This window comes from Serratia sp. OS31 (genome assembly GCF_014164835.1).
In the GTDB taxonomy this organism is placed as follows: domain Bacteria; phylum Pseudomonadota; class Gammaproteobacteria; order Enterobacterales; family Enterobacteriaceae; genus Serratia; species Serratia liquefaciens_A.
Window position 1 is genome coordinate 58,698 of the sequence record NZ_JACJFQ010000005.1, and the last position, 16,043, is coordinate 74,740.

The 16,043-nt window shown below is 58.9% G+C and carries 16 protein-coding genes; 10 read left to right on the forward strand and 6 right to left on the reverse strand.

The genetic code is table 11. The features are described from left to right. Window position 1: 1 nt before the first annotated feature. The 3 genes from H5P17_RS06290 to H5P17_RS06300 all read left to right on the forward strand — a co-directional run bounded on the left by H5P17_RS06290 (window position 2) and on the right by H5P17_RS06300 (window position 1,708). Window positions 2–1,102, forward strand: coding sequence for an acyl-CoA desaturase (locus H5P17_RS06290; protein WP_182822110.1), 1,101 nt, complete (start codon window positions 2–4; stop codon window positions 1,100–1,102). A 118-nt stretch (window positions 1,103–1,220) separates the two neighbouring features. After that, on the forward strand, window positions 1,221–1,445 hold the full coding sequence (locus tag H5P17_RS06295) for a hypothetical protein (RefSeq protein ID WP_182821932.1): 225 nt from the start codon (window positions 1,221–1,223) through the stop codon (window positions 1,443–1,445). Continuing rightward, a complete protein-coding gene (locus tag H5P17_RS06300) occupies window positions 1,442–1,708 on the forward strand; it encodes a hypothetical protein (RefSeq protein WP_182821934.1) in 267 nt (88 codons plus the stop codon). The genes H5P17_RS06295 and H5P17_RS06300 overlap by 4 nt, the downstream gene beginning before the upstream one ends. Before the next feature lie 8 nt (window positions 1,709–1,716). Here H5P17_RS06300 and H5P17_RS06305 read toward each other — a convergent pair whose 3' ends face one another. From H5P17_RS06305 to H5P17_RS06315, 3 genes are read right to left on the reverse strand one after another with little or no spacing between them, the layout of a single operon-like run. Continuing rightward, window positions 1,717–1,866: a DUF2474 domain-containing protein gene (locus H5P17_RS06305; protein ID WP_071827050.1), complete on the reverse strand. Its 150-nt coding sequence runs from the start codon at window positions 1,864–1,866 to the stop codon at window positions 1,717–1,719. 14 nt (window positions 1,867–1,880) lie between these two features. Next, window positions 1,881–2,888: a cytochrome d ubiquinol oxidase subunit II gene (gene cydB / locus H5P17_RS06310; RefSeq protein ID WP_182821936.1), complete on the reverse strand. Its 1,008-nt coding sequence runs from the start codon at window positions 2,886–2,888 to the stop codon at window positions 1,881–1,883. A 2-nt stretch (window positions 2,889–2,890) separates the two neighbouring features. After that, window positions 2,891–4,291: a cytochrome ubiquinol oxidase subunit I gene (locus tag H5P17_RS06315; protein WP_044551969.1), complete on the reverse strand. Its 1,401-nt coding sequence runs from the start codon at window positions 4,289–4,291 to the stop codon at window positions 2,891–2,893. Between the two features lie 144 nt (window positions 4,292–4,435). Between H5P17_RS06315 and H5P17_RS06320 the strand changes: the two genes are divergently transcribed. The 6 genes from H5P17_RS06320 to H5P17_RS06345 all read left to right on the forward strand — a co-directional run bounded on the left by H5P17_RS06320 (window position 4,436) and on the right by H5P17_RS06345 (window position 11,594). Then, window positions 4,436–5,854, forward strand: coding sequence for a PLP-dependent aminotransferase family protein (locus H5P17_RS06320; protein WP_182821938.1), 1,419 nt, complete (start codon window positions 4,436–4,438; stop codon window positions 5,852–5,854). 152 nt (window positions 5,855–6,006) lie between these two features. Continuing rightward, window positions 6,007–7,695 (forward strand): ABC transporter substrate-binding protein, encoded by a 1,689-nt coding sequence (locus tag H5P17_RS06325; protein WP_182821940.1) that lies wholly within the window; start codon window positions 6,007–6,009, stop codon window positions 7,693–7,695. 48 nt (window positions 7,696–7,743) lie between these two features. Next, window positions 7,744–8,700 carry an ABC transporter permease gene (locus H5P17_RS06330; RefSeq protein WP_182821942.1) on the forward strand — a complete coding sequence of 319 codons (957 nt, stop codon included), beginning with the start codon at window positions 7,744–7,746 and terminating at the stop codon, window positions 8,698–8,700. A 2-nt stretch (window positions 8,701–8,702) separates the two neighbouring features. Continuing rightward, window positions 8,703–9,653, forward strand: a complete 951-nt coding sequence (gene opp4C / locus H5P17_RS06335; protein ID WP_182821944.1) for an oligopeptide ABC transporter permease — start codon at window positions 8,703–8,705, stop codon at window positions 9,651–9,653. After that, window positions 9,650–10,636 carry an ABC transporter ATP-binding protein gene (locus H5P17_RS06340; protein WP_044551964.1) on the forward strand — a complete coding sequence of 329 codons (987 nt, stop codon included), beginning with the start codon at window positions 9,650–9,652 and terminating at the stop codon, window positions 10,634–10,636. The genes opp4C and H5P17_RS06340 overlap by 4 nt, the downstream gene beginning before the upstream one ends. After that, the gene (locus H5P17_RS06345; protein ID WP_044551963.1) at window positions 10,626–11,594 is read left to right on the forward strand and encodes an ABC transporter ATP-binding protein; all 969 of its coding nucleotides are present in this window, start codon (window positions 10,626–10,628) and stop codon (window positions 11,592–11,594) included. Before H5P17_RS06340 ends, H5P17_RS06345 begins: the two co-directional genes overlap by 11 nt. 2 nt (window positions 11,595–11,596) lie before the next feature. On the opposite strand, the gene H5P17_RS06350 is transcribed toward H5P17_RS06345, so the two are convergent. Beyond that, window positions 11,597–12,571: an alpha/beta hydrolase gene (locus H5P17_RS06350; RefSeq protein WP_044551962.1), complete on the reverse strand. Its 975-nt coding sequence runs from the start codon at window positions 12,569–12,571 to the stop codon at window positions 11,597–11,599. Window positions 12,572–12,831: 260 nt separating this feature from the next. Between H5P17_RS06350 and H5P17_RS06355 the strand changes: the two genes are divergently transcribed. Continuing rightward, on the forward strand, window positions 12,832–13,758 hold the full coding sequence (locus tag H5P17_RS06355) for a N(4)-(beta-N-acetylglucosaminyl)-L-asparaginase (protein ID WP_020827414.1): 927 nt from the start codon (window positions 12,832–12,834) through the stop codon (window positions 13,756–13,758). 95 nt (window positions 13,759–13,853) lie between these two features. On the opposite strand, the gene H5P17_RS06360 is transcribed toward H5P17_RS06355, so the two are convergent. Continuing rightward, window positions 13,854–14,846: a LacI family DNA-binding transcriptional regulator gene (locus H5P17_RS06360; RefSeq protein ID WP_182821946.1), complete on the reverse strand. Its 993-nt coding sequence runs from the start codon at window positions 14,844–14,846 to the stop codon at window positions 13,854–13,856. 61 nt (window positions 14,847–14,907) lie between these two features. Further along, complete coding sequence (locus H5P17_RS06365; protein WP_182821948.1) at window positions 14,908–16,041, reverse strand: ABC transporter ATP-binding protein; 1,134 nt, start codon at window positions 16,039–16,041, stop codon at window positions 14,908–14,910. Window positions 16,042–16,043 lie beyond the last annotated feature (2 nt).

Here is a 16,043-nt window from a genome sequence, read left to right on the forward strand (position 1 = left end):
AATGCCGGACACCACACCGCTACCGCCCTTGGCGTTCCAGCGAGAGGCGAGTGAGATCCACCAGGACCTGATGCGGGCCAGCCAGGCCTACCTGGCGACGCGCGGCGATCACCGTTTTGCCGACGGCAGAATGTTCGCCAAGCTGTTGGCGCTAATACTGTTGTGCGCCGGTTTTTACGCACTGAGCCTGCAGCAGCAACATTTCTGGGCTTACTTTGGCTGCTATGTCGGCTTTATTTTTTCCGCCATGATGCTGACGATCAATGTGGTGCACGACGCCTCGCATAATGCCGTTTTCAAACGCGCACGGTTGAATCACTGGCTTAACTTTTTCGTCAGTATGCCCTTGGGGCTGGATGCCGACTGCTGGCGGGTGCGGCACGTCATCTTCCACCATGCCTATAACAATATCGAAGGTTACGATCCGGATATTGAACCTAACGGCGTATTGCGGCAAACGCCGTTCCAGCGTCGCAAGGCATTTATGCGCCTGCAGCCCTACTATTGGCCGATCGTCGCGGCGCTGACTTTCCCTTATTACATCTGGTTGTTCGACTGGCTGGATCGCGCCGGTAAAACGCGTATGACGCCGAAGATGATGTTCCAGGGCCGGAAGGGGTGGGGGATTTTCCTGTTGGGCAAGCTGGCGCATTTTACCCTGGCGCTGGCCATTCCTCTGTGGCTGATGCCGCCGGCGGTCAGTGCCGGAATGGTGTTACTGACCTATCTGCTCAGCCAGATGCTGTCGTCACTGGTGTTTGTGATGCTGATTGTCGGCACCCACTGGGCCAAGGCCAACTTTTATCAGGCCCCCGAACAGGGACGGCTGGCGCACGGTTGGTACCAGCACGTTTTTGCCACCACCTTTGACTGGCAAGCTTCTCCGGCGTGGCTGGGCTATTGGCTTGGCGGGGCTAACCTGCACCTGACGCACCATCTATTTCCCCATTGGAATCACCGGCACTACCCGGCGCTGGCCAAGATCATTGCCGAGGTGGCCGCGCAGCACGGCCTGGATTATCAATGCCTCAGTCTGAAAAGGTTACTGGGCATGCAGCAACGTTTTCTCGGGGCGATGGGGCGTAAGTCAGCTGATCGTTGATAAATGCAAACCTTGTAACATATTGAATTTGCGAGACGTTACGCAGTTCGCTAATTGAACAGACTGTGCGGCTCACGTAGACTCTGTATCACTGACAATCAGCCACAGGAGGTGGAGTATGCGCAGTTTGCCGATCCGTTTATCCAATAAAATTGATGACGATCTGAATGATATAGCCCGGCGCCATGGGATGGAGAAAACCGAGGTGATCAAGATGGCCTTTGCGTTGATAGCCATAGCCGATAAGCACTGGATGAAACAGAACGGGACGTCCCTTGGCATAGTGCGGGAGAATGGCAAAGAGCTGGAGGCCGTGGGGCAAGTCGTGGGGATCTTCCCATGAGTATCGAAGACACCAATCTACGCGATGAAGCCGGTAGGGTTTATCTGGAGCAGATGTTGGTCTTTGATGAAATGGAACGTTTGCGCTTGGCGCGCCAGGTGCTATGCGGGATCTTCGTGATAAGCGTGGGCGTTTTTACCGCCCACGCTTATTGGGATCAAAGCGAGCCTATCAGGCAAGTGTTCGAACTGTTGAAAATTGGTGCGCTGCCCTTGGTAACGCTGGTTATTTCCTTCTACTTCCCCAACACCTCGGCCAGATAGCGCTCAGGTTATTCCGACTTCATGCCCGCGGCGGTCATCAGCAGGCGGAACATCGAGGCGACCAGGAACAGCCCCAGCACGCTGGCGCTCCAGATAATCACCAGCCAGCCAACGCGTTTCCACCAGGGGGCCGGTGCGCTTGCGGTTTTATCTTGCATACTGTTTTCCCTCATCAATGGTAACCCTGTTCATGGCTGACCTTGCCGCGGAACACGTAGTAGCTCCAGAAGGTGTAGACCAAAATAATCGGGATGATAAACAGCGCGCCGACCAGCATAAAGCCCAGGCTTTGCGGCGGTGCGGCGGCGTCCCACAGGGTGATGGACGGTGGGATCAGCAGCGGCCAGATGCTGATGCCCAAGCCGCTCAGGCCGAGGAACACCAGCAGCAGGGTCAGCAAGAACGGCGAATAGTGCGCCGCGTTGTCCACGCCGCGCTGGATCCCCCAGGCGCTGAGTAACACCAGCACCGGAACCGGCAGCAGCCAGAACAGGTTCGGCAGCGTAAACCAGCGGCTGGCGATCTCGGGATGAGCAATCGGCGTCCAGATACTGACCACCGCCAACACCAGCAGTAAAGTGACTAGCAGCGGCGTCGCCAGCCGATACATGCGAGCCTGCAGGTCACCGGCGGTCTTCATTACCAGCCAGGTACAGCCCAGCAGTGCGTAGGTCACCACCAGCCCCAACCCGCAAAACAGCGCGAACGGCGTCAGCCAGTCAAGGGCTCCACCGGCATAGCTGCGGCCGTTGACCGGGAAGCCATTGATGATGGCGCCCACCACCACCCCCTGACTGAAGGTGGCGAAGAGAGAGCCCCAGATAAACGCCTTATCCCAGATATGCCGCTTTTCTTCCTTGGCCTTGAAGCGGAATTCAAAGGCCACGCCGCGGAAGATCAGCCCGAACAGCATCAGGGTGAGCGGAATGGCCAGCGCATCGAGGATCACCGCGTAGGCCAACGGGAAGGCACCAAACAGCGCCGCACCGCCCAGCACCAGCCAGGTTTCGTTACCGTCCCAAACCGGTGCTACGGTGTTCATCATCACATCGCGGTCACCGCTGTCCTTGACCCAAGGGAACAGAATACCGATACCCAAATCAAAGCCGTCCATTACCACGTACATCATGGTGCTGAACACGATGATCACAAACCAAATCAGCGGAAGATCAATGCCCATGCTCAGCTCCTGTCATCCAGAGTTTCTTTTACCGCAGACAGCGGGCGAGCCGGTCTGCCGTCCGTGTCGTCTTCATGGCTTTCATGCTGCTGCGGTCCTTTACGGATCAGACGCATCATATAGGAGTACCCCACGCCGAACACCGAACAGTAAACGATGATAAACGCCAGCAGGCTGATGCTCATGTGCAGGTCACCGTGCGCGGAAACCGCATCTTTGGTACGCAGCAGACCATAGACCACCCACGGCTGTCGGCCGATTTCGGTGGTGAACCAACCCGCCAGCAGCGCCACCAACCCGGATGGCCCCATCCACAGGATGAAGTACAGGAAGGGGCGGGACTGGTACAGCCCGCCGCGCCAGCGCAGCCACAGGCTCCAAACCCCGGCGAGGATCATCAGCATGCCCAGCGCCACCATGATGCGGAACGACCAGAACACCACGGTGGAGTTGGGGCGATCCTCCGGCGGGAAGGATTTCAGCGCCGGGACCTGTTCGGTCAGGCTGTGAGTCAGGATCAGGCTGCCAAGATAGGGCACTTCCAGCTTGAAGCGAGTCTCTTCACGCGCCATGTCCGGCCAACCGAACAGGATCAGCGGCGTCGCCTCTCCCGGCGGGTTTTCCCAGTGGCCTTCAATGGCGGCAATCTTCGCCGGCTGGTACTTCAGCGTATTCAGGCCGTGTGCATCACCAATCAGGGCTTGTACCGGCGCGACGATCAGCGCCATCCACATCGCCATCGACAGCATTTTGCGCATTGCCGGTGTGTCACGCCCACGCAGCAGATGCCAGGCGGCGGAAGCGCCCACGAAGAAGGCCGAAGAAAGGAATGCGGCGGTCGACATATGCAACAGACGGTACGGGAATGACGGGTTGAAGATCACTTTCAGCCAGTCGACCGGCACCACCTGGCCGTTAATTATTTCGTGGCCCTGCGGCGTTTGCATCCAGCTGTTGGACGCCAGGATCCAGAAGGTGGAAATCAGGGTGCCCAGCGCCACCATGCAGGTCGCGAAGAAGTGCAACCCTGGGCCGACGCGGTTCCAACCGAACAACATCACCCCAAGGAAGCCGGCCTCCAGGAAGAAGGCGGTCAGCACTTCATAGGTCAGCAACGGGCCGGTGATACTGCCGGCGAACTCGGAGAAGAAGCTCCAGTTGGTGCCGAACTGATAGGCCATCACCAGCCCCGAAACCACCCCCATGCCGAAGTTGACGGCAAAAATTTTCGACCAGAAATGGTACAAGTCGCGATAGGCTTCATTGCGTGTTTTCAGCCATAGCCCTTCCAGCACCGCCAGGTAACTGGCCAAGCCTATGGTGATTGCAGGAAAAATAATATGGAAAGAAACGGTGAAGGCGAACTGTATTCTGGCAAGTTCCAGTGCATCAAGACCCAGCATGGCGCCTCCTTGGGTTGGACATAAAATAACCTCTTCAGTATAGCTGCAATTTTTTTGTGGAAAGCTTGGCGCCAAGTTAAGCACGGAGTACAGTGACTATAATAGTGACAGTTATTTCACTTTTTCATATAACAGTTAAGGCCTATGACCAGATACGAGCAGCTCGCACAGCAAATACGTGAACAGATCCAGAACCGGGTATGGCGGGCGGGGGACAAGCTGCCGTCGCTGCGGGAGAGCGGCAAGCGTGCAGGGCTGAGCCTGATGACGGTGGTGCAGTCGTATCAACTGCTGGAGAGTCAGGGCTGGATCGTCGCGCGACCGCAGTCCGGCTATTACGTGGCGGCACGCCCGCAACCGCTGCCGCAGCCGGCGCGCGGGGAAAAACTGCTGTTGAGTGAGCAGGTTGACATCAACACCTTTATCTTCGACGTGTTGCAGGCGTGCAAAGATCCCGAAATTATCCCCTTCGGCTCGGCGTTTCCCGATGCCACGCTGTTTGCTCAGCCGAAGCTGGCGCGGGCGCTGAGCAGCGTAGCGCGCAAATTCACCCCGCACAGTTCGCTGGCTAACCTGCCGCCCGGCAATGACGCGTTGCGCCGCAACATTGCCCAGCGTTATGCGTTGAGCGGCATGCAGGTCGCCCCGGATGAAATCGTGATTACCGCCGGTGCTATGGAGTCGCTGAGCCTTAGCCTGCAGGCGGTGACGCAGCCGGGGGATTACGTGGCGATCGAGTCCCCGGCCTTTTACGGGGCATTGCAGGCGCTGGAGCGGCTGCGGTTAAAGGCGGTGGCGATCGCGACCCATCCGCAGGACGGCATCGATCTGGATGCGTTGGAACATGCCTTGGAACAGTACCCTATTAAGGCCTGCTGGCTGATGACCTACTTCCAGAATCCATTGGGCGCCTCGATGCCGGCAGAGAATAAACAGCGGCTGGTGGGCATGCTGCGCGAGCGGCAGATATCGCTGATTGAGGACGATGTTTACGGCGAACTGTATTTCAGCGCCGAGCGCCCGCAGCCGGCCAAGGCGTTAGACCGCGGCGGGCAGATTTTGCACTGTTCGTCGTTTTCAAAATGCCTTGCACCGGGCTTTCGCGTGGGCTGGGTGGCGGCGGGGCGCTATGCGCAGCAGATCCAGCGTTTGCAACTGATGAGCACGGTATCGACCAGCGTGCCCACCCAGTTGGCGATCGCCGATTATCTGCTGCATGGCGGCTACGACACCCATCTGCGGCGCTTGCGTCGGCTGCTGGCTCAGCGTCAGAGCATGATGCGCCAGGCGATTGCCCATCACTTTCCACCTACCGTAAAGGTCAGCCAGCCTGACGGCGGCTATTTTCTGTGGGTAGAGCTGGATCCTGCGCTGTCGTCGATGGAACTGTACCAGCGCGCGCTGGCGTTAGGTGTGAGTATCGCGCCAGGCAGGATGTTCACCACCGGCAACCATTTCAACCACTGCTTCCGCCTGAACGCCTCTTTTGACTGGAGCGACAAGCACGAAGCGGCGATTCAGACCTTAGCCAAACTTATCCGGCAGCTTGAACCCTCAGGCTAAACACGCCCAGTGACCGGAAATCGCAATAGAAAAATTCATATTGCGATTTCCGGCAATAGAATGCCGGTTTCGTTGTTAGACAGCCCCCCGGACGCCGATTACTCTGCGATAAATTTTGTCACATTTATCAACGGGTAAACGAGGGGCGGCGGGTGAGCAGAATAAGAAATCAACTGAATAAACGGGTGCAAAAACCACGGACCGCGCTGGCCATCGCCTGCGCGCTGGGCCTGGCATTTAGCGCCCAGGCGGAAACCTTGGCGGAAGGCATTACTCCGGCCAGCGACGCCAGCCTGGTGCCGGCGGCGGCCAAGCTGCGCAAAGACACCGTGGTGGCCGGTATTCTCGAGCCTCAGGGCAATTTTAATCCCTATCTGTTCAGCAATGGCTGGGATGAGAACGTCACCGACGTGATCTTTACCCGGCTGATTGGTCTGGACAGCCAGGGCAAACCGGTGGCGCGGCTGGCAGAGTCCTGGCAGGTCAGCCCGGACAACCGGGTCTACACCATCAAACTGCGGCCTAATCTGCTCTACAGCGACGGCTCGCCAATCAAAGCCGAAGATATCGCCTTTACCCTGACGCTGCTGCATGACCCTGCCTATGACGGAGATACCGACATTGCTCCGGCGCACATTCAGGGCGGGGCGGAGTACAAGAACGGCACCGCCCCCAGCATCAGCGGGCTGAAGGTGATCGACGATCGTACGCTTCAAATCACCACCACCCAGCCGGGGGCGACTACGCTGCAGCTGATCGGCGGGCCGGTGCTGTCGAAAGCCTATTACGGCAAGGAATACCAGCGCGGTAAGCTGGAGAGCGTGCGTGCGCTGAACGGCAAGCCGTTAGGCAACGGGCCCTATATTTACGATAAATACGTACCGGGACAGGAAATCCGGTTCCACGCCAACCCGAACTTCTATCTCGGTACGCCGGCCGTGGCGCGCTTTATTTACCGGGTGACCAATCCCTCAACCAACTTCCAGCTGTTCCAGACCGGCGAAACCGACTACGACGCCTTTACTTCCAAGCCCGATGACATTGAACAGCTGAAGCTGCTTGGCTTCGCCAATATCAATTTGTACAGCTCCAGCGACTACAGCCGGGTGGATTTCAACTTTAAACGTCCGGCACTGCAGGATGCGCGCGTGCGCCAGGCACTGATCTATGGTCTGGATCGGCAAAAGCTGATTACCGTGGTGTACCAGGGTTACGGTTCGGTGGCCAATCAGCCGATCTCGCCCGTATCCTGGGCATACGATCCGCAGGGCATCAACCCCTACGCCTACGATGTCAACAAAGCCAAGCAACTGCTGGATCAGGCCGGGTGGAAACCGGGAGCGGACGGCATTCGCCAGAAGGACGGTAAAAAGCTGGAGCTGACGCTGTTGGTGACCAAAAAGCTGATTAACGATGCGCTGGTGCCGATTGCCAAAGACAACTATCGGCAGATTGGCGTGCTGTTGAAGCCGCAGGTGTTGGATTTCAATGCGCTGCTGGCGCAACGCAAGGCCGGTAATTACGATCTGGCGTCGCTCAGTACCAGCGGGCTGAATGACCCGCATGACGGGGTGCGTGACTTCATCAGCCAGGTCAGTGAAACCGGCTATCACAATTCGCAGGTCGACAAGCTGATTGGCGAGGCTAACGCCACGCTGGATATCGAACAGCGTAAGCCTTTATACCATAAGCTGTATCAGGTATTGGCCGAGGATCCGCCGGTGATCTTGCTGGGTAACCGTAAAGTGCTCAGTGCCAGCAGCGCGCGCGTCACCGGCTTTAAACCGGACGTATACAACGGCCTGACCGGCAGCCTGCCGGACGTCAAGATCGCTCAGTAACGGCAAGGCGCCGCTGCGCCGGTTTGGGCCGCGGTGACGGAAAACACCATGAGAAATTTTATCCTGCGCCGCTTGCTGCAAACACTGCCGATGATGCTGCTGGCGTCGCTGCTGATTTTCTTTATTTTCGCGCTGACTCCCGGCGACTTTATCGACGGCAACATCAACCTGACGCCGCAGCGCGCGGCTGAGCTGCGGGCGCTCTACGGGCTGGACCAGCCACTGTTCAGCCGCTATCTGCACTGGCTCGGCCAACTGCTGCAGGGCGATCTTGGCTTTTCGCTGCAATACCAGATCCCGGTCAGTACCCTGTTGAACCAGTATATCTGGAACTCCTTCCTGCTGGCGTCGGTGGCGCTGGTGCTGTATTGGGGCATTGCGTTGGCGGTGGGCGTGGCCTCGGCAATGAAACCCTACTCGTTGTTCGACCATCTGGTGACCGTGGCGGTGTTCGGTGCCATGTCGTTCCCGACCTTTTTCCTCTGTCTGTTGCTGATCAAATGGTTCGCCGTCGATCTGCACTGGCTGCCTGCGGGTGGCATGCTGCGCACCGGTAGCGAAGCCAGCGGATTGGCGTGGGCACTGGACGTGGCGGCGCACCTGTTGCTGCCGGTGCTGGCGTTGGTGATGCTGCAGGCCGGTACCCTGACGCGCTATTTCCGCGCCAGCATGCTGGACGTGATCCGCATGGATTATATCCGCACCGCACGCGCCAAGGGGCTGAAGGAAAAGACGGTGATCCTGCGGCATGCGCTGCGTAATGCGCTGTTGCCGATCATCACCTTGTTGGGCTTTGAGCTGCCCGCGCTGTTTTCCGGCGCGCTGATCACCGAAAAAATCTTCAACTGGCCGGGCGCCGGGCACATCCATATCGATTCTCTGGCGGCGCGCGACTATCCGGTATTGATGGGCTTTACGCTGTTTCTGGCGGTATTGACCATTTTAGGCAATCTGCTGGCGGACATTTTGTACGCCTATGCCGACCCGCGCATTCGTTTGAGGTAACTATGTTGGCATCCTTGTTTTTCGGGCGACGTCGCCGTTGGCGGCAAGCGCAACTCCCGGCGCTGGCGCAGCTGTCGCCGCCGCCGACTGCCCAGGCCTGGCAGCGGCTGCGGCGTCACCGCCTGGCGATGATTTCACTGCTGCTGTTGGTGTTGATGGCGGTGCTGTGCCTGTTCGGTCCGATGCTGTCACCCTGGCAGGACGATGCCGGCGATGCGTTGAGTATCAACCAGGCGCCTGGCGCAGAACACTGGCTGGGCACCGATTTTCTCGGTCGCGATATTTATACCCGTTTGCTGCTGGCGGGGCGAATTTCGCTGACCATCGGCCTGGTGTCGATGCTGTTGTCGGTCACGCTCGGCTACCTGCTGGGGGCGCTGTCCGGCTATCTTGGCGGCGTGGTGGATAAGCTGATTATGCGCTTTGCCGATCTGTTGATGACCATTCCCAGCCTGCCGCTGCTGATCATTATGGGCGCGATGCTGTCGGAGCTGGACGTTTCGCCGGACTATCGTATTTACATGGTGATGATCATGCTCAGCCTGCTGGGTTGGCCGTCGCTGGCGCGGCTGGTGCGCGGGCAAATTTTGTCGTTGCGCGAGCGTGACTTCATGCTGGCCACCGAGGTGCTGGGTTTGTCCACCTGGCGGCGTATCTTCGGCCACCTGCTGCCCAATACCATTCCGATCCTGGTGGTGGTGGCGACCATGGGCGTCGCTAATGCCATTCTCAGCGAATCGGCGCTGAGCTACCTGGGGTTGGGCGTGGTGCCACCAATGCCGTCGTGGGGCAACATGATGGACGCCGCCAACAGCCTGATCGATTTTCAACGTCGCCCCTGGCTGTGGATGCCACCGGGGTTGGCGATTTTCATCACCGTCGTGGCGATTAATATTCTGGGTGACGGCCTGCGGGACGCGCTTGATCCAAAAATGAATGGGGTAAGACGATGAGCCAACCGCTGGTGGTCTTTAATCAACTGTCGGTAGCCTTCCAGGGCGAACAGGGGCGGGTGCGGGCGGTGCAGCAGGTGAGTTTTGACCTGCATGCCGGACAAACGCTGGGAGTGGTCGGCGAGTCCGGCTGCGGTAAAAGCGTGACCGCGATGGCGCTGATGGGGCTGTTGCCACCACCGCTGGCGCAAATTGACGGCGGTGAAATCCATTTCGACGGCCAGGATTTGTTGAAATTGCGGCCCCAGCAAATGGCCGATTTGCGCGGCAACCGTTTGGCGATGATTTTTCAGGAACCGATGAGCGCATTGAACCCGGTATTGACGATTGGCGAGCAGTTGGTTGAACCGTTAATCCGTCATCGGGGCGCGACGCCGAAAGCCGCCTGGCGGGAAGCCACGGCGCTGATTACCGAAGTTGGTCTGGCGCGTGCCGAACAGCTGATGGCCAGCTATCCGCACCAGCTTTCCGGCGGCATGTTGCAGCGCATCATGATCGCCATGGCCATCAGTTGCCGACCGGCGTTGCTGATTGCCGACGAACCCACTACCGCGTTGGATGTCACCGTACAGGCGCAAATTCTTGCGCTGCTGCGCGAGCAGGCGCGTAAGCACAATATGGCGATGATGCTGATTACTCACGATCTCGGGGTGATTGCCCAGATGGCGGATCGTTTGGTGGTGATGTACGCCGGGCGTATTGTCGAGCAGGGGGCCACGCATGAAGTGTTGGCCAATCCGCAGCACCCTTACACCCAGGGATTGATGGCCTCGCGGCCGGTGGCGGGGCAGCGGCGGCGGCGGTTGTATTCGATCCCCGGCCAGGTGCCCGATCTGGCCAGTTTGCCGGACTACTGCGCCTTTGCCGAACGCTGTGACAAAGCGAGCGCTCGCTGCCGTGACGGCATTCCGCCATTGTATGGCGATCGGCGGCGGCAATCCGCCTGTTTCCTGAATGCCGGGGGGCGTATTCATGTCGGCTGAACCCTTGGTGGAGGTGAAAGGGCTGAAGAAATATTTCCCGCTGCGTGAAGGGCTATTCGGTCAGACCACCGGGCAACTGCGGGCGGTGGATGATGTCAGCTTCAGCATTCGCCGGGGAACGGTTTTTGGCCTGGTGGGGGAGTCCGGCAGCGGTAAAACCACCGTAGGCCGAACCCTGCTGGGGCTGCATGAAAAGACCGCCGGTGAGGTACTGTTCAAAGGACAGGCGTTAGATGCGCTCAGCGTCCGCGAGCGGCGCGCGATGCGCCCGAAGATGCAGCTGGTATTTCAAGACCCGTACAGTTCCCTGAATCCGAGAATGCGGGTAGGCGATGCGATTGGCGAAGCCCTGCTGCAGCACGGCTTGGCGCAAAAGAGCGAGCTGCAAGACCGGGTGATGGATACCCTGGAAATCTGCGGGTTGTCGGCGCAGCATTACGGGCGATTTCCCCATGAGTTTTCCGGCGGCCAGCGGCAGCGCATCGGTATCGCCCGGGCACTGATTTTGCAGCCGGAGTTTATCGTCGCCGATGAGCCGATTTCGGCGCTGGATGTCTCTATTCAGGCACAGATCATCAACCTGTTTTCCGATCTTCAGGAACAGCAGGGGGTGACTTTCCTGTTTATTTCGCACGATCTCGGGGTGGTCGAGCATCTGTGTCAGGACGTGGCGGTAATGTACCTTGGGCAAATTGTCGAAAGCGCCGATCGCGATTCGCTGTTTCGCCGGCCGCTGCACCCTTACACTCAAGCACTGTTGGCTGCGGTACCCAGTTTGGATCCGCACCGTCAGCCGCAGGCGATGGCCCGGGGAGAATTACCTGACCCCGCCCAGCCACCGCAAGGCTGTCGCTTTCACACTCGCTGTCCGCAGGCCACTGCGCAATGCCGGGAACAGGCCCCGGCGTTACGGCAGGTGGCGGCAGGTCACCGGGTGGCCTGCCATTATGTCGGCTGAGCTTAGGCCAGATAATGTTTCAGCGCGCGCCCGGCCTGATGGATGGCCGAGTGCACCGCCGGTACCTCGGCGATCGGGTTGAGCAAGCCATAGTCGTGGATCAGGCCGTTATAACGGGTGGAGGTGACTTCCACCCCGGCGGCATTGAGCAGGCGGGCATAGGCTTCGCCTTCGTCACGCAGCACGTCCAGTTCGGCGGTTTGCACCAGCGCCGGCGGCAGGCCTTTCAACTGTTCCAGCGTGGCGTTAAGCGGTGAGGCGTAGATCTCTTTGCGCTGGGCTTTATCGGTGGTGTAGTTGTCCCAGAACCATTTCATCATGTTGCGGGTGAGGAAATAGCCCTCGCCGAACTGGTGGTAAGACTCGGTATCGAAATTGGCGTGGGTCACTGGCCACAGCAGGATCTGGCTGCGCAGGGCAGGCGTGCCTTTATCTTTGGCCATCAGGCTGACCACCGCCGCCATATTGCCGCCGGCGCTGTTGCCGACTACCGCCAGACGTGAACCGTCAACGTTGATTTTCTCGCCGTACTCGGCCACCCATTCGGTCGCCGCGTAGGCCTGATTGATGGCGACAGGGTAATGAGCTTCCGGCGATCGGCTGTAGTTAACGAACACCGCCGCCGCGCCGGAGCTGTGTACCAGATCGCGCACCAGCCGTTCGTGGGTCGGGAAGTCTCCCAGCACCCAGCCGCCGCCGTGGAAGAACATGAACACCGGCAGCTTCTCCTTTACTTTGGCCGGCCGCACGATGTGCAGCAGGATATCCTGGCCATCGACGTGAATGGTTTTTTCGCTGATTTCGACTTCACGCAGAGGGACTTCGGTACCGCTTTGCAGGCCCTCCATCACCTTACGCGCCTCTTTCGGCTTCAGCTGTTCCAGGGGTTTGGCGTCACTGGAATTCAGCGCATCAAGAAAGGTACGGATATCGTGCTGTGCTGCCGGCTGGGTAAGATCAACAGTTTTCTTGGACATCTTGGTTCCTCTGGCACAGGGGGATGAAAACCTTCTGGTGAGATCACAGTGTAGTAGAACAGAGTGTCGATGGGCTTAGTGGTGTGTGCCCTGTTGCAAAAGGCGCGTCACGCCACGCTTTTCACCGCTTCGGTTTGACTTTTCAGATGGGCAGCGATATTTTTTAATCACCGTGGAACACGTGTTCCATTGATGCAAATGACCGGTCATCACCGGTGCCTTTCTTTTAGCGCTGAACGCCGTGCGGGAAACATAACCCTATGATTGTGATTGCAAACTCTGAAGGACACCCGGGTATCGGCCTGTCTGCCGAACGGTTACGACAGGGGCAGAATGGCCTGCGTGCCATCGTCGAGGGTATCAAGCTGGTGGAACTGGATCCGAGCGTACGTACGGTGGGCTTCGGTGGCTGGCCCAACGTCCTGGGTGAGATGGAGCTGGATGCTTCGGTGATGGACGGCGACAGCTTGCGCACCGGTGCGGTGGGGGCGTTACAAGGCTACCTGCATCCGGTGGAAGTCGCTTATCGGGTGATGGAAGATCTTAACCATGAAATCCTGGTGGGCGCCGGAGCGGCACGTTTCGCCGCTGAGATCGGCGCGTTGGCGGGTGACAACCTGATTGCCGACTCCAAACGGGTCTGGTGGGAAAAACTGGAGCAGGCGATGGACGCCGAACAGCTTCGCAACTGGCCGAATATCCCACTGGCGGGGCTGTCCAATAATGCAACCGATCCTGAGCGAGTGCGCGACACCACGGTATTTTTAGCCATGGATGGTGGGCGCACGCTCAGCGCGGCGACGTCAACGTCAGGCTGGGCGTGGAAATACCCGGGGCGGCTGGGCGACAGCCCGATCATCGGCAGCGGCTCCTATGCCGACAGCCGCTATGGCGCCTGTGCCTGTACCCACACCGGGGAAATGACCATTCGCTGCGGTACCAGCCGCGCAGTCGTGCTGTATATGAAGATGGGAATGACGCTGGAACAGGCGGTGTATGAGGCGATTGAAGATCTGAATTACCTGAAGGATGGCTACACCGAAGGGGTGACGATTCATGCCATCGATAAGGACGGAAACCACAAGGTCGTCAGCCTTAACTGCCCGGGGCCGATTCAGTATTGGCTGTGGCAAAGCGGTATGGCGGCGCCGGAATTGCGCGACGCGGAGATTATAACGACCCGCTGACCAGGTGCTCTGTTGTTATGGGAGGGGCGCTGCATGCTGCGCCCAATAGTATCATCAATGAGTGACATGGGGCGAACCGGTTCGACCCTACCGGTTTAGCATGACGCGCGAACCACCAACTCGGTGGGAATGGTGATCTGCTGCGGCGCAGCCTGCGGGCTGTCGCTGCGCAGTTCGACCAGCCGAACGATGGCGGCGATCATTGCGTCCATATCGCGCCGTACCGACGTGAGCCGGTAACTCGGCCAGGCTGCCATCGGGATATCGTCGAAGCCGTAAACCGCGACGTCCTGAGGGATCTGCAGTGAAGTGTGCAAACGAATATAGTCCATCACCCCCATCGCCATGGAGTCTGCGGTGCAGAAAATGGCCTGCGGAGCCGCAAGCGCGCCCAGCAGCTGCGGCGCGAGGTTAAATCCGCTCAGGTAGCTGTAGTCGCCGCTCAGCTGCGCGACAATCTCTAACTGCTGCTGTGCGGCATGAGCCAGAAAAGTTTGCTGACGCAGCTGTTCGCCGTGGGCGCTGCTGCGGCCACCGAGCAGGGCCACCCGGCGTTGACCCTTTTGCGCCATCAGCGCCGCCAGCTGTTGCAGGCTGGGCGACTCATCGGCGTTGAGGGCATCGCACAGGGCGTCGCCCGCCAGACCGTTGAGCATAATGGGGGTTGCGATGCGAAACAGGTCTTTCGCCGCGCGAGCGCTGATGTTGTCGGCGAACACCACGGCAGAATCGACATGGTAAGAGATGGTTTGCTTCAGGTAGTTGGCCGGATCGTCAATGCCTTCCAGCCGGATCATCACCGCCTGCCGGTTGCTCTTTTGCAGTTGTTCAACCAGACGATCGAAAAACTCCAGATCGGACAAATCGTGAAAGTGGTTCACCACCACCGCGACAAAGCCGGTTTTGCCGCTGTGCAGGCTCTGGGCGATGGCGTCTGGCGCGTAGCCTAACTGGCTGGCGACGCGCATCACCAGCTCGCGGTTTTTTTGCGAGACCCGGCCCTGATTGGAAAAGGCGCGTGATACCACGGTGCGTGAAACGCCGGCCACGCGGGCGACATCGTGAGAGGTGACTTTTTTCATCGGCATACGGCAGCTACTCTACGGAATTCGGGGCGCTGCAACAGGGGCTCGCAGCGGCGATATGGTCTCACAGAATGTCGGCCGGCAACACTGTTTCCCCGCGTTGTACCAACCGTTGACCGGTTTGCGCATCAAAGAAGTGTAAAGCGGCGGTATCCAGCGTAATGGCCAACGGCTGACCCTGGGCATACTGCAGTTGTGCGTGCTGCTTGACGATGTACTGCGCACCGTTGTCACCCTGAACGAACAGGTTGCTCTCTGCGCCCAGGTTTTCACTGTACACCAGCGTGCCACGCAGGTGGGGTTCTACCCGAGGCGCACTGATGCTGCACGCCTCCGGACGACAGCCCAGCGTCAGCCAGTCGCCTCCTCTTGCTGCCAGCGCCGGGAATTCGGCGGTGCTCAAGGGCAGCAGCAAACCAGAGTCTCCCTGCAATACGATCTGCTCGCCTTGCACCAGTACCTGTACGTCGAACAGGTTCATCTGCGGCGAACCGATAAATTCGGCGACAAAGCGATTAATCGGCCGGTGATAAAGATCCAGCGGCGTACCTATCTGCTGCACTTTCCCCTGATTCATGATGACCACTTTGTCCGCCATGGTCATGGCTTCCACCTGATCGTGCGTGACGTAAATGATGGTCGCGCCGATCGCCTTATGCAGAGCAGACAACTCCTGACGCATGCGGTTACGCAGTTTGGCGTCGAGGTTGGAGAGCGGTTCGTCAAACAAAAACACCTTGGGCCGCCGAACAATCGCCCGGCCCAACGCCACGCGCTGGCGCTGGCCACCGGAAAGCTGGCCGGGTTTGACCTTCAGGAACTCCGTCAGGTGCAGCATTTCGGCCACGGCGGCAATCTGCGTGGCAATCTCCGCCTTGGCTATGCCTTTGATTTTCAAAGACAGCGCCATGTTTTCGTAGACTGTCATATGCGGGTACAGCGCATAGCTCTGGAAAACCATGGCGATATCACGGTATTTGGGCAACACCTCGTTCATGCGTTCGCCGTCGATCAACAGTTCGCCGGAGGAGAGGGTTTCCAGCCCGGCTATCATCCGCAGCGTGGTGGACTTGCCGCAGCCGGACGGGCCGAGCAGCACCACAAACTCGCCTTTCTCAACCCGCAGATTAACGTCGCTGGCGGCCTGGTAGCCGTTGTCATAGCGTTTGTTGATATCAACCAGTTCTACGTAAGCCATGA

Excerpts from the sequence above, each read along its gene's own strand:
- H5P17_RS06315 (WP_044551969.1), bottom strand. The coding sequence starts at position 4,291 with ATGCTGGGTCTTGATGCACTGGAACTTGCCAGAATACAGTTCGCCTTC.
- opp4C (WP_182821944.1), top strand. The coding sequence starts at position 8,703 with ATGTTGGCATCCTTGTTTTTCGGGCGACGTCGCCGTTGGCGGCAAGCG.
- H5P17_RS06320 (WP_182821938.1), top strand. The coding sequence starts at position 4,436 with ATGACCAGATACGAGCAGCTCGCACAGCAAATACGTGAACAGATCCAG.
- H5P17_RS06365 (WP_182821948.1), bottom strand. The coding sequence starts at position 16,041 with ATGGCTTACGTAGAACTGGTTGATATCAACAAACGCTATGACAACGGC.
- cydB (WP_182821936.1), bottom strand. The coding sequence starts at position 2,888 with ATGGGCATTGATCTTCCGCTGATTTGGTTTGTGATCATCGTGTTCAGC.
- H5P17_RS06300 (WP_182821934.1), top strand. The coding sequence starts at position 1,442 with ATGAGTATCGAAGACACCAATCTACGCGATGAAGCCGGTAGGGTTTAT.
- H5P17_RS06305 (WP_071827050.1), bottom strand. The coding sequence starts at position 1,866 with ATGCAAGATAAAACCGCAAGCGCACCGGCCCCCTGGTGGAAACGCGTT.
- H5P17_RS06295 (WP_182821932.1), top strand. The coding sequence starts at position 1,221 with ATGCGCAGTTTGCCGATCCGTTTATCCAATAAAATTGATGACGATCTG.
- H5P17_RS06330 (WP_182821942.1), top strand. The coding sequence starts at position 7,744 with ATGAGAAATTTTATCCTGCGCCGCTTGCTGCAAACACTGCCGATGATG.
- H5P17_RS06355 (WP_020827414.1), top strand. The coding sequence starts at position 12,832 with ATGATTGTGATTGCAAACTCTGAAGGACACCCGGGTATCGGCCTGTCT.
- H5P17_RS06345 (WP_044551963.1), top strand. The coding sequence starts at position 10,626 with ATGTCGGCTGAACCCTTGGTGGAGGTGAAAGGGCTGAAGAAATATTTC.
- H5P17_RS06350 (WP_044551962.1), bottom strand. The coding sequence starts at position 12,571 with ATGTCCAAGAAAACTGTTGATCTTACCCAGCCGGCAGCACAGCACGAT.
- H5P17_RS06360 (WP_182821946.1), bottom strand. The coding sequence starts at position 14,846 with ATGCCGATGAAAAAAGTCACCTCTCACGATGTCGCCCGCGTGGCCGGC.
- H5P17_RS06290 (WP_182822110.1), top strand. The coding sequence starts at position 2 with ATGCCGGACACCACACCGCTACCGCCCTTGGCGTTCCAGCGAGAGGCG.
- H5P17_RS06340 (WP_044551964.1), top strand. The coding sequence starts at position 9,650 with ATGAGCCAACCGCTGGTGGTCTTTAATCAACTGTCGGTAGCCTTCCAG.